The sequence below is a fragment of the Hyphomonas sp. genome (assembly GCF_036964145.1).
In the GTDB taxonomy this organism is placed as follows: Bacteria; Pseudomonadota; Alphaproteobacteria; order Caulobacterales; family Hyphomonadaceae; genus Hyphomonas.
On the sequence record NZ_JBALUC010000001.1, the window covers coordinates 667,764 to 682,021 of the forward strand.

The following is a 14,258-nucleotide window of genomic DNA, read 5'->3' on the forward strand; positions in this document are numbered from 1 at the left end:
ATTCCGCCTCTCCGGCGAACGCCGGAGTCTCTTGTCACGTAAATTAGGTAGGTGGTCGCTCGGTTAAAATAACATACAGTTTGAGGAGTTGCTCTCCAGCGACATTCAGAAGTTGTCCTAGCCCCTTTTTAAGTTCGTCCTTGGCAAACTCCTTGGCTACATTCGAGGTGAACTCGCCTGTTGCCCTCAGCAATCCATTCTCCATCATTGGAGCATCAAGAAGCTTCAGACTTGTTTCCAGCATGGCTTTCAAACGCGCCATCCGCAGTTGAGAGATGCTGTCGAGGTCCGCTAGAGAGTTGTTCTGTTGAAGGAGCAAGATGATATGTTCTAAGTTACGGTTCAGCTCTTCAATCAGGGTGACCACGGGTTCTGATTGGTCCACTACGACCCATTTTTCGACAGGAACTCTTTGTACGAATTCGTTGTTTTCAATAGGAGGAGATAGGTCGCTCACTGTGTTGTCCGAAACAGCATGTGAGTTCTCAATATCTGTTAAGAGCAAGCGGAAGCCGTCAAGGAGCCGAAGTGCATCTCTCGGCTTCAGATAGCCCGTACGGTGAATAATCTTGTTTAGAATCGTTGGCGAGGCATCAATTCGTTCCGACAATTCTGTCCCGTATGCCGTCCTTTGGTACTGATTGAGCAACTCTGTCAGCTGGACTAGAGGCTCTATTTCGCCAACTGGAATTGCTTCTTCTGAATGATCACGAGGGTACTCAGGTGAGTCATGATTTACATCAGAGGCTGACAATCCATCGACATACTGATCGACAATTTCACTGGCTTGGCCATACAGACTCCAAGCACCTTCGATCTCCCACTCATCGGGAAGATCACTGGTCGACATCAGACATCCACCTCGGCTTCCAGGGCGAATTCCTCGATGAACTCGCGCCTTGGCTCGACGACGTCGCCCATCAGTTTGGTGAACATTTCGTCGGCTTCTTCCATATGGTCGACCTTGACCTGGAGGAGGGTGCGGGCGTTGGAGTCGAGCGTGGTTTCCCAGAGCTGGTCGGCGTTCATTTCGCCGAGGCCCTTGTAGCGCTGGATCTTGATGCCGTCGCGGCCGGCGCTGAGCACGGCCTTGAACAGGTCGCATGGTCCGTGGACGGTGATTTCCCCGCCCTTGTCGCGGCGCAGGATGAGGGGCTCTTCATACAGCTCCTTCAGCGTAGCCGCGCGCTCGGCGAGGCGGATCGCATCCTGGCTGGCGAGCAGGGCCGCCGGCAGGACAGCGGTTTCGTCAACCCCGCGCACGGTGCGCTGCAGGACGAGGCTGCCTTCGGCAAACCGGCCAACCCAGGTCTCTTCGCCTTCTTCGGCGAAGCGGTTGAGGCGTTCGGCGGTTTTCTCGGCTTCGGCGTCGCCGGCGCCAGCCGCCATCGCACCGGCCATTGCAGCTTGTTCGAGCAAATCCGCCGGCGCGCGCAGGGCGAGCCGGGCGAGGTTTGCCTTGAAGTTCGAGGCGGCGCGGACGCGCTCGCGCAGGTCTTCGCCCGCAATCTGGGTGCCGTCGGGCAGGATCAGGGCTTCGCCGCTGGTGCCTTCGTCGATCAGGTAGGCGTCAAGCTCGGCATCATCCTTGAGGTAGCGTTCCGAGCGGCCGCGCGTCACCTTGTAGAGCGGCGGCTGGGCGATGTAGAGATAGCCCTTCTCGATCAGCTCCGGCATCTGACGATAGAAGAAGGTCAGCAGCAGGGTCCGGATGTGCGCGCCGTCGACGTCAGCATCGGTCATGATGATGATCTTGTGATAGCGCAATTTGTTGATGTCGAACTCGTCGCGGCCGATGCCGGCGCCGAGCGCCATGATCAGTGTGCCGACCTGATCGGAGGACAGCATCTTGTCAAAGCGGGCGCGTTCGACGTTCAGGATCTTGCCGCGCAGGGGCAGGATGGCCTGGTTATCACGGGACCGGCCCTGCTTGGCCGAGCCACCAGCGGAATCACCCTCGACGATGAAGAGTTCGGATTTCGCCGGGTCTTTTTCCTGGCAGTCAGCCAGCTTGCCGGGCAGGGAGGTGATGTCGAGCGCCGACTTGCGGCGGGTCAGCTCGCGCGCCTTGCGGGCCGCTTCGCGCGCGGCAGCCGCCTCGACGATCTTGAGCATGATCTCATGAGCTTCCTTCGGATGCTCCTCGAACCATTCAGACAGTTTCTCACCCATCAGGCTCTCGACGACCGGGCGGACCTCGGAGGAGACCAGCTTGTCTTTCGTCTGTGAGCTGAATTTTGGGTCCGGCACTTTCACGCTGAGCACGCAGGTCAGGCCTTCGCGCGCATCATCGCCGGAAATCTCGACCTTGGATTTCTTCGCGATGCCGGTCTCGTTGGCGTATTTGTTGATCAGCCGGGTCAGCGCGCCGCGGAAGCCGGCAAGGTGGGTGCCGCCATCGCGCTGGGGGATGTTGTTGGTGAAGCAGAGCACGTTCTCGTGGTAGCTGTCATTCCACTCCATCGCGACCTCGACCGTGATGCCGTCCTTCTCGCCAATGGCGTAGACGGGTTCGGGGATCAGCTTGGTCTTGGTCTTGTCGAGATGCTCGACGAACGCTTTCACGCCGCCCTCATACATCAAATCGATCTCGTAGGGCTCGGCGTCGCGCTCGTCGCGGAAGATGATGTGGACGCCGCTGTTCAGGAAGGCCAACTCGCGCAGGCGGTGCTCCAGCGTCTTGCGGTCGTAATCGGTCATCGTGAACGTGCTGGCAGAGACCATGAAGCGCACCGCCGTGCCGGTATAGGGCTTGCCCTTGTCGGTCATCGGGGAGGGGCCGCGCGTGACCAGCGGCGCCTCGACGCGGCCGCCCTCGACAAAGCGGACCCAGTGTTCATTGCCTTCGCGGTGAATGGTCAGTTCCAGCCAGTCCGACAGGGCGTTCACAACCGACACGCCGACGCCGTGCAGGCCGCCGGAGACCTTGTAGGAGTTCTGGTCGAATTTGCCGCCCGCATGGAGCTGGGTCATGATCACTTCGGCCGCAGAGGCGCCCTCTGTGGGGTGCATACCCACCGGGATGCCGCGGCCATTGTCGGTGATTTCGGCCGAGCCGTCCGGGAAGAGGGTGACCGTGACCCGGTCTGCATGGCCGGCAAGCGCTTCATCGATGGCATTGTCCACGACCTCGTAGATCATGTGGTGCAGGCCCGAGCCGTCATCGGTGTCACCGATATACATGCCGGGGCGTTTGCGGACCGCTTCAAGGCCCTTCAGGACCTTGATTGAACCGGCGCCATATTCGGGGGATTCAGCTTGCGTGCTTTCGGCCATTCAGGCCTCCTCATCGATTCGTAGATTCGCCTTTGTTTATAGGGGGTTTGGAGGGTAAAGGCCACAGAGAGAGGGGGGTTTTTGCAGCCCGGAAAAGCAAGCAAAATCAATGCTTTGTGGCGGGGTTTCGCGGGTGGGGCATCCGCCTGCGGAAGATCGGGCCCGAAAACCCGCAAAAAGACCCGGAATCAGGGGCGATTCCGGGCCATTTCCGCTGGATTTTCAGTTGACCGGGCTGATCTGGATCAGTCCTTGAAGACCGGCGGGCGCTTTTGCATGAAAGCGGCGGCGGCTTCGGCGAAATCGGGAGATTTCAGCTGCTCGGCAAACATCTTGCCCTCGGCCTCCATACGGTCCTTCACGGCCTCGCGGTTCATCCGGATCAGCGCCTTGGAGCGGCGGATGGCGGTCGGGGCGGCAATCGCGATGCGCTCGGCCGTGGCGAGCGCGGCCGACATCAGGCCCGTGTCCGGCTCGACGCGCGAGACGAGGCCGCAATCGAGCGCCTCCTGGGCCGACAGGATGCGTCCGGCGAGCAGGATATCATTCGCCATGGAATTGCCCACAGACAGTGGCAGCAGCAGCGAGGAGCCCGCTTCCGGCACGAGGCCGAGGGCGGTGAAGGGCGTGCGGAAATTGGCGCTTTCGGCCGCATAGGCGATGTCACAATGCAGCAACATGGTCAGGCCGACGCCGACAGCGGGGCCGTTCACGGCGGCGATCAGCGGCTTCTCAGCGTCGCGAATGCCGTTCAGGAAGCGCGTGACGGGCGGCTCGCCGGAGGACCGCTCCATGTCGGAGGCGAAATCGCCGAGGTCGTTGCCGGCCGTGAACATGTCGCCTGCGCCGGTGAGGATGATGGCGCGGATGCCTGCATCATCATTGGCGGCGTTGATGGCGTCGGCCAGCGCGCCATACATGGCCTGGGTGAGGGCGTTCTTGCGCTCAGGCCGGTTGATGGTCAGCGTCAGGACGCGGTTTTCAAGGGTCTGGGTGATGTGGTCGGTCATGGAGCGCTCCGCTTTAAATGTCCCGCAGGGGTGTGCGGGGTCCGGCGCGGAGCGTCAATCTCTGACTGTGCGAGAGGGTGCACATCCATCATTCCGTCTCTCCGGCACATGCCGGAGCCGCTTGCGGCTGGGGCGCAGAGCCCCGCGCTTCGTGCTTCGACTTCGCTCAGTATGAGCGCGTCGGAAGTGCCACACGCTCCTCATCCTGAGCGAAGTCGAAGGATGTGGATTTGGAGAAAGGGGCTGGGTCCCGGATAAACGCTGCGCGTTTTCCGGGATGACAGCGATAAGGGTGTGTTTCTTGTCCTCCCGGAAAGCCTGAAAGGCTTATCCGGGACCCAGGGCTTGAGATCAGTCGCGGGGCTTCTTGGGGCCCTTCTTGAAAGGCTTCTTGCCGCCCTGCGGCTTGGGACGCTTGTAGGTCTTGTCGCCGCCGGTGGGCTTGCCCTTGCCGTGAGCCTGCGGCTTGTCCTTGCGGGGCTTGCCGGCGGGGCGGTCGTCCTGGATGTAGTCGGTCAGCGGGTCGAAGGCCTTTTCCGGCGCAGCGGCGGCGGGTTTGGGCTTCTTGGTCAGGTGCGGCTTGCGCGGCGGCTTGCCGGGCGTGCGCTCGCGGGACGGGGCATAGTCCTGGCGCGGCGGCTGGGCCGGCGGCGGGCCATCCAGGGCGAAGGCGCGCAGGCCCTTTTCCAGCATGCCGTCATTGCCGATCACTTCGAACAGGCGCTTGGCGGCGTCCGATTTCAACTCGACATGCGTATCAGCCGGGTTGATGCGGATGGCGCCGATATCGTCGCGGCCAAGGCCGCCGGCCTTGCACAGCATCGGCAGCAGCCAGCGCGGCTCGGCGTTTTTCTTGCGGCCGACATTGATGCCGATCCATGTCGCATCATCAAAGCCCTTCCGGTCCTGGCGCTCGCGCTTTTCGCGGGGCGGGCGGTCGTCGCGGTCCCGACGATCCCCGCGTTCGTTGCGGTCACGGGACGGGGCGCGGTCGTCGACATCGCGCAGGTCTTCCGGCGCCGTGCGTCCGGCGCGGTGGCGGCGCACGAAAGCGGCGGCGACCTGTTCGGCGCCATAAGTATCGATCAGGGTACGGGCGAGTTCAGCCTCATTGGCCGAAGCATCTTCGGTGAAGATCGGGTCGGCCATCAGGCGCGCATCATCGAGCGCGTTGATTTCGTCCGCAGACGGCGGTTTACCCCAGCTGGCTTCGATCTTGGCATCGCGCAGCAGGCGTTCGACGCGGCGGCGGGCGCGCGGGGCGACCAGCAGGGCGCTGACGCCCTTGCGACCGGCGCGGCCTGTGCGGCCTGAGCGGTGGAGCAGGGTGGCCGGATCACGTGGCAGGTCGGCGTGGATCACGAGACCGAGGTTCTGGAGGTCAAGGCCGCGGGCCGCCACGTCGGTCGCGATACAGACGCGGGCACGTCCATCACGCAGGGCCTGAAGCGCGTTGCCACGTTCCTTCTGGCTCAGTTCCCCCGACAGGGCGACGACCGGGAAGCCGCGATTGCCCATGCGGCTGATCAGCTTGTTGACGGCGGCGCGGGTCGTGCAGAACACGATGGCGGTTTCGCTGTCGGAATGGCGGACTATGTTGACGATGGCATTCTCTTCATCGCCGGGGGCGACCAGCAGAGCGCGGTATTCAATGTCGACATGCTGTTGCTGTTCGGCGGCCGTGGTGATGCGCATGGCATCCTTCTGGTAACGCGCGGCGAGGGCGGCGATGCCCTTAGGCACGGTGGCCGAGAACATCAGGGTACGGCGGCTATCCGGTGTGCCTTCGAGAATGTGTTCGAGTTCCTCGCGGAAGCCCATGTCGAGCATCTCGTCGGCCTCGTCGAGCACGACGACGCGGACATTCGAGGCGTCCAGCGACCCGCGGCGGATATGGTCTGACAGGCGGCCCGGCGTGCCGACAACGATGTGTGCGCCGCGCGCCAGGGTGCGGCGCTCCTCGCGCATGTCCATGCCGCCGACACAGGTGGCCATGCGGGCGCCGGACTTGGCGTAGAGCCATTCCAGTTCGCGGGCGACCTGTTGGGCAAGTTCGCGGGTCGGGGCGACGATGACGGCCAGCGGCGTGTCGGATTTCTCGAAGCGGTCTGCTCCGGCGAGCAGGTCACCGGCCATGGCGAGCCCGAAGGCGACGGTCTTGCCGGAGCCGGTCTGGGCGGAGACGAGGAGGTCCTTGCCGTCCAGTTCTGCTTCAATGACAGAGGATTGGACGGGGGTGAGCGTCTCGTACCCACGCTGTGCGAGGGCCTCGGCGAGCGCCGATGGGATGAAAGGGGTATCGGTCATTTGGTAGGGCTTTCTGGGGCGCTGGCGCAGCTTTCGTGCGCGCCGCGGGAAGATTTCGCCCCCTATGACACGTTTTTGCGCCCGGCGCCATAAAGGGTGCGCATGTCGAGGCGCCCAAGTCGTTAACTCTGTATGTCGTCCCGGAAAGCCTGACAGACTTATCCGGCCGTCCTGACCGCCGTGGCGGGGGCAATCCTTGTCGGGAAGGTTCTAGGCTTTCACGTCCAGTCGTTCCAGACCGCGGAAGAAGGGGAGGGCGCGCCAGACGAGGTCTTGGGCCGGCAGGGAGAGGGCCGGATAGCGGGCGAAGAGTTTCTCGAAGACGCGGCGCGCTTCCATGCGGGCCAGCGGCGCGCCGATGCAGATGTGCGGGCCGCCGCCAAAGGCGACATGGCTGGCGCGTTTCTGTGTGATGTCAAAGCGTTCCGACTGTTCAAACATGGTCTCGTCGCGATTGGCCGAGGCGAGCGAACAGAACACCACCTGACGCGCCTTCATCGGACAGCCGGCGACAGTCCGGTCGGCCTCGACAATGCGCGAAGTGGCCGAGACCGGCGCCTCATAGCGCAGCACTTCCTCAACGGCCTGTGGGCCGAGGGCGGGATTGGCCTTGAGGGCGGCCAGCTGGTCCGGATGGGTCAGGAACAGCCAGACACCATTTCCGATCAGATCGGTCGTGGTGAGGTTGCCGCCGACCAGCAGCGCGCCGAGATTGATGCGGATTTCATCATCTGTCAGCGGAGCGTCCCCGCTCGCCTGAAGCTGGACCATGTCCGTGATCAGATCGTCCTGCGGCGCGGTGCGGCGGGCGTCCATCAATTCGGTGAAGTAAGCGTCGAGCGCGTGGCTGCCTTTTTCCATGCGCGCTGTCTCTTCCGGCGTGCGGACGGGATTCAGGCTGAGGATCACGTCTTCGGACCATTGGCGGAAATCCGGCAGGCGGTCTTCATCCACGCCGAGGATGCGCGCGATGACGAGGACCGGGATCGGCACGGCAATCTCTGCCATCAGATCGAAGACGCCTGACGCCGGGGCGGCGTCGATCGTGTCGTCAATGATCGCCTCGATCTGGGGCTTCATCTTCTGGATGCGGGCATAGAACGCCTTGGCGAGCGGTGGGCGCACGCGGGCATGGTCCGGATTGTCGAGAAACAGGATGGAGGTGCGGCGGGGCTGGTCATCCTCCTTGATCAGCTGGCGCGAGATGGAGCCCTCTTCGGCGTTCAGCGGGTGGCGCACGAAGCTGCGGTCATTGACCGTTTTGCGGATGTCGGCATAGCGCGTCAGGAACCAGGTTTTGACCATCTCGTCGCGCATGACCGGGCAATTATGGCGCAGGGCCTCCAGCGGCGGATGGGGATTGTCGCGCGCGCCGGGTGAAAAAGCGGTTACTTCCAGCACGGATTGCGGCACCTGCGGCGTGCCCGGATCGTCGGCCATGTTTTCCTCCCTGTCCGGTCTTTGCGCCGGATCATTTCAATGGAGACTAGCATGGAATCCGGGGGAAATCGCGGGTGATCCTGCGGGAGGCTAGAATTGCATGGGACGCGGGATGCAGCTGGCGGTGGCCTGGGCGAGGAGGGTGCCGTCTTCGCGGGTCAGCTCGCCTCGGGTGAAGAGGGCTGCGCGGCCCCGGCGGACACATTCGCCGCGCCCGAGGAGGCGCTCGCCAATCGGCACCGGGCGGAGATAGCTGGTCGTCATCTGAAGGGTCGGGGACATGGCCGGGCCATCCTGCGCGATCGAGCCGGCCAAGCTCATCACTTCATCCAGCATGGCCGAGACGAAACCGCCCTGTGCGTCGCCGCCGGGATTGGTGGCCTGTTCGGGCAGGGTGAAAGCCGCCTCGACCCAGCCGGCGTCGGGATCGAAAGCGATGAGTTCAAAGCCGAGAAAGGCGGTGGCCCTGGGCGGCGTCTTGTTGGTCAGGAGATCCTGCCAGAAAGCGCGCTTGTCGAAAATCATCAGCCGAGGCGCTTGAACAGCATCGGGATGGCAGTGGCGGTAGCCTTGGCGACGAGCTTGCCGTCGGCGTCAAGGCATTCGGCCTCCATGAAGGCGGCTGACTTGCCAAGTTTCAGGATGCGCGCCTCGACACTCGCCTTGCCCGGCATCAGGCGGCGCAGATAGCTGGTCTTCATTTCCAGCGTCGGGGCCGTCATCGTGATGTTGGAGGCGATGATGACACATGTGCTCATCGCTTCGTCGAGCATGGCGGAGATGAAACCGCCCTGAATGGCGCCGGTCGGATTGGCGAAGCTCGGCGAGACGTCGAAATCCATGCGGATGCGTTGGGCGTCCTGATTGACGTCGGCCAGACGCATGCCGAGCGTGTCCGAACAGGGCGGGCGCTTTTTCGAGTTCTGGAAGCGTGCCAGCATCTCGGCGTCCGAGACGCGGGGTTTTTCGTCGTCAGCCATCCGGTCTGGCAGCGCCTACTTACGGCGGAAGGCGTCAAGATTGACGACCGTGCCGATATCCGCCTCTGGCGCGTCAGGGGCAAGCGCTTCGGAATTGTCAGCTTCGCCAGCCGGCGAGATGACCGAAGCGTCCTTGTCCGGCGACTCAAAGGTCAGGCCGAAATTCACGGACGGGTCCACGAAGCGCGAGATCGCGGCATAAGGGATATACAGATGCTGGGGCACGCCGGAGAATTTCAGGATGATTTCGAAATGGCCGTCTTCAACTTCCAGATCCCAGTACTGGTGCTGGATAACGATGGTCATTTCTTCCGGGAAACGCTCGGTCAGGTAATCGGCAATTTTCACCCCCGGCGCCTTGGTGCGGAAGGTGAGGTAGAAATGATGGTCACCCGGCAGGCCGTTGGTATTGCAGCCCTTGCGCAGGGCTTCGCGGACGACACCGCGCATGGCTGCCTGGGTGAGCGCTTCGTAGCCGATATAGTCAGTCATGGGCGCGCGGTTTCCCCGGTTTGTTGTGGTTGTTCCTACAGCGCCTACAGTAAGGGCGCAGACCGGGGCTCGCAACGGCGTTCGCACAAGGGGCGAGGAAAAAAATCACGCTCGCTTGATAGCGATTGTGACTAACGCCTTGTGGCCACGGCGATCTTTCCGGACGCAAGCCCCTGAGATTTCCTGTTAGTAATTTGCCGGCGGGTCACTGGCCGGGAAGGACTCGTCGAGTTCTTCATCGACTTCGTCCCACTCTTCCGGTGGGTGTTCCATGCTTTCCGCGCCGGCCGGACGAATCTCCTTGTGATTGGTCGGTTCGTCCTGGTTCTCGGTTTCCGGGTCGGGTTTGCGATCTTTGGGGTCAGTTTGCTCGGTCATGTGAATCTCCTTGTCCCTGCTCAACGCATTTCGCGGCGTTCGGTTGCGTTAAAAGGCAATCTCTCTAGGCTGCCAGAACACAGACCAGAGAACTGGCGGACAGGGAGGACAGACCGGATGATCACGATGCCGGAAACAGGACGCGACTGGAGCGATGTGCGCGCGGAAATGGTCGCGCGGGGCGGCGGGGACGCGCAGTGGCGCGACGGGCGCACCGCAGTCTATGTCTTCAATGCCGGGCCGGAGATTTCGGCCATCCAGCATGACGCCTATGGACTCTATATGGCGGAGAATGGCCTCGGCCCGCTCGCCTTTCCCAGCCTTGCGCAGATGGAGAAAGAGGTCATCGGCATGGGACTGTCCCTGTTGCATGGCCCGGAAGGCTCCACCGGGGCGATGACGTCCGGCGGCACCGATTCCATCACGATGGCGATGAAGACGGCGCGCGATTATGCCCGCAGCCTTGGCAAGCCGCGCGAGGGCCAGAATGTGGTGCTGCCGCAATCGGCGCATCTCGCATTCGACAAGGCGGCGCATTTGATGGATGTGGAAATCCGCCGCGTGCCCCTGAAGACAGATGGCAGTTGGGAGGCCGATCCGGCGGCGATGGGGGAGGCGGTGGATGATGCCACGATCATGATGGTCGGCTCGGCGCCGAATTTCCCGCATGGCATTATTGACCCCATTGCGGCGCTGGGCGAGGTCGCGGCGAAGAAGAATGTCTGGCTGCATGTCGATGCCTGTGTCGGCGGATATTTCGCGCCGTTCGCGCGGATGAATGGCGTGCCGGTGCCGGATTTCGATTTCGATGTGCCGGCGGTCCAGTCGATGAGCGCGGACCTTCATAAATATGGTTATTGCGCCAAGGGCGCCTCGACCGTGCTGTTCCGTTCAGAAGACCTCTACGCCCATATGCCATTCGACATGGCGGGCTGGAGCGGCGCGCCGATGAAGACGCCGACCCTGGCAGGCACACGGCCGGGCGGAGCGATCTCCGCGGCCTGGGGTGTGATGAACACGCTGGGTGTCGAAGGCTATCGCAAGCTGCAGGGGCAGGTGTGCGAGACGCGCGAGCGGATGGAAGAAGGCGTGAAGCGGCTCGGCTTCGAGATTGTCGGCAATCCGATGCTGGGCCTGATGGCCTTTCACCATCCGGATGCCCATGCCTTCGCGGTCTATGGCGAAATCTTCCGGCGCGGCTGGTTCACCTCCGTGACCAAGGAACCGCCGAGCCTGCACCTGATGCTGAGCCCCAAACATGCCGAGGTGGCCGACGCCTATCTGGCCGACCTCGAGGCCAGCGTGAAAGCGGTGCAGGCCGGCAAGGCCGGCGAAAAGGTCGAAGCGCGCTATAGCTGACTGGATATTGAGCCGGGGAGGGCGAACCATGAGGACCAAGGGCAAGACAGCGGTGGTGACCGGCGGGGCAAGCGGGATTGGCGCAGCGCTGGCCGAAGCGATTGTTGCCGATGGTGGCCGGGTCGTGGTTGCGGACATCAATTCCGACGCCGCCAAGGCGCATGCCGCAAAGCTCGGCGACGCGGCGCGGGCGATCCCCTGCAATGTCGCGGATGTGGCGGGCGTCGAGGCGATGGCGACCGAGGCATGGGACTGGCTCGGCGGAGTGGACCTTGCGTTCGCCAATGCCGGGATCAGCGTGGCGCGCCCCCTGCTCAAGGCAAGCGAGGCGGAGTTCGATGTGACACTGGACGTGAACCTAAAAGGTGTCTGGGCCACGGCGAAGGCGTTTGCGACGCGGATGATGGATGCGGGACGGGAGGGGCATCTCTGCCTGACGGCATCGGAACATGCGCTGGGCCTGCAACATCCGGGTAATGGATTCTACACGGCGTCCAAGCATGGCGTGCTGGCGCTGGGCGATGTGTTCCGCGCCGAATTGCCGGACGGGATTGGCGTCAGCGTGCTGTGCCCTGGGCTGACCGCGACGCATATGCCGGATACGAGCCCGGCGGCCACCGGCATGTCAGCCGATGAACGCCGCAGCGACATGGCCCGTGCCGTGATGGCCGAGGGCAAGCCGCCATCCGAGGTCGCGCGGCACACGCTGGACGAAATTGCGCACGGGACGTTCCTGATCGTGCCGGAAGCCTCGGCCTGGCTGGCGGCGGAAAAGCGGGCGGATGAAGTGAAAGACGAATTTGCCCGGCAGGCGCCAATGGGGCCGGACGCGATGAAATATCATGTCGGCACAGTGGTCGAGCGGCTGATGAAAAAGACGGGCCCCGGCCTATTGTGATCGACCGGGGGCGGCTTTTTCCTTGACCCTGGGGGTGGCCTGTATTTGAGTCCCGGTAGCGCTAACAGAAAGCTGTGGCCTTCAGGGAGATTGTCATGACCGGACTCATTCATTCACGCAGGCGTTTCATGGTTCTGAGCAGTGCGACGCTGGCGGCCGCGCCCTGGCTGGCCAGCTGTGCGAGCGCCGAAGGCGGCGCGGCGATCCCGGCCAAGGCCATCGGCATGCCCTGGCCGAATTGGGGCGAATTGCCTGACAGCCCGCCGCCGACGCCGCAGGAAGGCAGTGTCGGCTTCGCCGTGATGGGGCTGGGCGGCTATGCCATCGGCAAGGTGCTGCCGGCGCTGGCAAATGGCCAGCGCTGTCATGTTGCGGCGGTCGTGTCCGGCAATCCGGAGAAGGCGAAGAAAGTGGCGGCGGCCTATGGCCTGCCGGAAGACGCGATCTATTCGTATGAGGATTTTGACCGGATCGCAGACGACGACCGGGTCGAGGCGGTCTATAATGTGCTGCCTACCGGCCTGCACATGGCGTGGACGGAGAAGAGTTTCGCCGCCGGCAAGCATGTCCTGTGCGAGAAGCCGATGGCGCTGTCATCCGAGGAGTGCGCGCGGATGATTGCGGCCTCCGAAGCCGCCGGCAAGAAGCTGATGATCGGCTATCGCTGTCATTTCGAACCGTTCAATCTGCGCGCCATGGAATTGATGCGGGACGGCGCCGTCGGCCAGATCAGGACGATCGAGACCGCACAGCAATACAGGATGGGGCCAACCGACGTATCGGAGAACTGGCGGGTCGTGCGCGCGCTGGCCGGGGGCGGACCGCTGGAGGATTACGGCCTCTATGGGCTGCAGTCTGCACTCTACCTGTCTGGCGAGATGCCGGTCGCGGTCAAGGCGGTGACCGAGCAGCCGGCAAATGATCCGCGCTTTGCGGAAATCTTCTCATCGGTGACAACAGATCTGCGCTTCCCGTCTGGCGCGACAGCCCATCTGTATACGTCTTACAATGATGCGCCGTCCCGCAACCTGGCCCGTGTGGAAGGGGAGGATGGCACGCTGCTGATGGACCCGGCGACGGGATATGACGGGCAGATGATGACCCTGACCCGCGACGGCGTGTCGGAAGACCTCGTGCCGGGCGATCCCAATGTGCAGTTTGCCCACACGTGCGATCACATGGCGGCGGCGATCCGGGATGGCTCTGAGATCCTGACGCCGGGCGAGATGGGCCTGAGGGATATCACGCTGATTGAGGCGATCTATCGCTCGGCCGCCGAGGGGCGCGAGATCACGCTGTAGCATTTACAGGAAATTCGCGTTTCCCTCGCGGGATCGTGGCTGGACGTGGGGCGCGCACGCCCTACACTCACCCTGTCGCCCATATCGGGCATGAGGGGCCAAACCATGATCACGCTGCACCATCTTGAGAAGTCGCAATCCATCCGCATCCTCTGGCTGCTGGAGGAACTGGGCGTGCCCTATGAGGTCAAGCTGTATGACCGTGACCCGAAAACGCGGCTCGCGCCAGCCGAATACAAGGCTGTCTCGCCGCTGGGCACGGCGCCCTGCATCAGTGATGGCGAGATCACGCTGGCCGAGACGAATGCGATCGTCGATTATATCCTCGACAAGCATGATGATGGCCGGCTACGGCCTGCGCCGGGCACACCGCACCGGGCCGATTACCTGTTCTGGTTCCATGCCTCCCAAGGCAGTTTTCAGCCATTGCTGACCAATAAATTCGTCATGCTGGCAATGACGGCGCGCGCGCCGTTTTTCCTGAAGCCGGCGGCAAAGATGCTGGTCGGCGGACTGGACAAGGCATTCTTCGGCCCGCGCCTGAATGCCTTCATGGCCGAGGCCGAAAAGGCGCTCGGCAAGAGCACCTGGTTTGCAGGCGAGACCCTGACGGCGGCGGACATGGTGATGGGCTATTCCATGGAACTGGCCGCGCACCGGGCCGGGATGGATGCCGGAAATTATCCGAATGCGCACAGATTCCTGCAGCAGATGCGCGCCTATCCCTCCTATCAGCGTGCGCTGGAAAAGGATGGCAAGGGCACGATCCTGCTCTGATTTGAGCTTGCAGAGCCCAAGGTCTCGGGCGTAGCGTGCC

The 14,258-nt window shown here is 63.0% G+C and carries 13 protein-coding genes; 4 read left to right on the forward strand and 9 right to left on the reverse strand.

The window, feature by feature from the left end:
• Positions 1 to 43: 43 nt before the first annotated feature.
• The 9 genes from V7660_RS03320 to V7660_RS03360 form a co-directional block, all read right to left on the reverse strand.
• A complete protein-coding gene (locus V7660_RS03320) occupies positions 44 to 850 on the reverse strand; it encodes a hypothetical protein (protein ID WP_335601703.1) in 807 nt (268 codons plus the stop codon).
• A complete protein-coding gene (gene gyrB, locus V7660_RS03325) occupies positions 850 to 3,276 on the reverse strand; it encodes a DNA topoisomerase (ATP-hydrolyzing) subunit B (RefSeq protein WP_335601704.1) in 2,427 nt (808 codons plus the stop codon). Before gyrB ends, V7660_RS03320 begins: the two co-directional genes overlap by 1 nt.
• A gap of 245 nt (positions 3,277 to 3,521) precedes the next feature.
• Positions 3,522 to 4,286, reverse strand: a complete 765-nt coding sequence (locus V7660_RS03330) for an enoyl-CoA hydratase (RefSeq protein WP_335601705.1) — start codon at positions 4,284 to 4,286, stop codon at positions 3,522 to 3,524.
• Positions 4,287 to 4,637: 351 nt separating this feature from the next.
• Positions 4,638 to 6,593 (reverse strand): DEAD/DEAH box helicase, encoded by a 1,956-nt coding sequence (locus tag V7660_RS03335; protein ID WP_335601706.1) that lies wholly within the window; start codon positions 6,591 to 6,593, stop codon positions 4,638 to 4,640.
• A 210-nt stretch (positions 6,594 to 6,803) separates the two neighbouring features.
• Positions 6,804 to 8,033, reverse strand: a complete 1,230-nt coding sequence (locus V7660_RS03340; RefSeq protein WP_335601707.1) for a cytochrome P450 — start codon at positions 8,031 to 8,033, stop codon at positions 6,804 to 6,806.
• Between the two features lie 90 nt (positions 8,034 to 8,123).
• Positions 8,124 to 8,558, reverse strand: coding sequence for a PaaI family thioesterase (locus tag V7660_RS03345; RefSeq protein WP_335601708.1), 435 nt, complete (start codon positions 8,556 to 8,558; stop codon positions 8,124 to 8,126).
• Positions 8,558 to 9,013: a PaaI family thioesterase gene (locus V7660_RS03350; protein ID WP_335601709.1), complete on the reverse strand. Its 456-nt coding sequence runs from the start codon at positions 9,011 to 9,013 to the stop codon at positions 8,558 to 8,560. Before V7660_RS03350 ends, V7660_RS03345 begins: the two co-directional genes overlap by 1 nt.
• Positions 9,014 to 9,028: 15 nt before the next feature.
• Positions 9,029 to 9,505, reverse strand: coding sequence for an SspB family protein (locus tag V7660_RS03355; RefSeq protein WP_335601710.1), 477 nt, complete (start codon positions 9,503 to 9,505; stop codon positions 9,029 to 9,031).
• A 186-nt stretch (positions 9,506 to 9,691) separates the two neighbouring features.
• Entirely contained in the window at positions 9,692 to 9,883 is a 192-nt protein-coding gene (locus V7660_RS03360) for a hypothetical protein (RefSeq protein ID WP_335601711.1), read from the reverse strand.
• Positions 9,884 to 10,000: 117 nt separating this feature from the next.
• Between V7660_RS03360 and V7660_RS03365 the strand changes: the two genes are divergently transcribed.
• The 4 genes from V7660_RS03365 to V7660_RS03380 all read left to right on the forward strand — a co-directional run bounded on the left by V7660_RS03365 (position 10,001) and on the right by V7660_RS03380 (position 14,218).
• Entirely contained in the window at positions 10,001 to 11,242 is a 1,242-nt protein-coding gene (locus tag V7660_RS03365; RefSeq protein WP_335601712.1) for a pyridoxal phosphate-dependent decarboxylase family protein, read from the forward strand.
• 28 nt (positions 11,243 to 11,270) lie between these two features.
• A complete protein-coding gene (locus V7660_RS03370; RefSeq protein ID WP_335601713.1) occupies positions 11,271 to 12,140 on the forward strand; it encodes an SDR family oxidoreductase in 870 nt (289 codons plus the stop codon).
• A gap of 95 nt (positions 12,141 to 12,235) precedes the next feature.
• Entirely contained in the window at positions 12,236 to 13,441 is a 1,206-nt protein-coding gene (locus tag V7660_RS03375; protein WP_335601714.1) for a Gfo/Idh/MocA family protein, read from the forward strand.
• A 105-nt stretch (positions 13,442 to 13,546) separates the two neighbouring features.
• Positions 13,547 to 14,218, forward strand: a complete 672-nt coding sequence (locus V7660_RS03380) for a glutathione S-transferase family protein (protein WP_335601715.1) — start codon at positions 13,547 to 13,549, stop codon at positions 14,216 to 14,218.
• Positions 14,219 to 14,258: the final 40 nt, after the last annotated feature.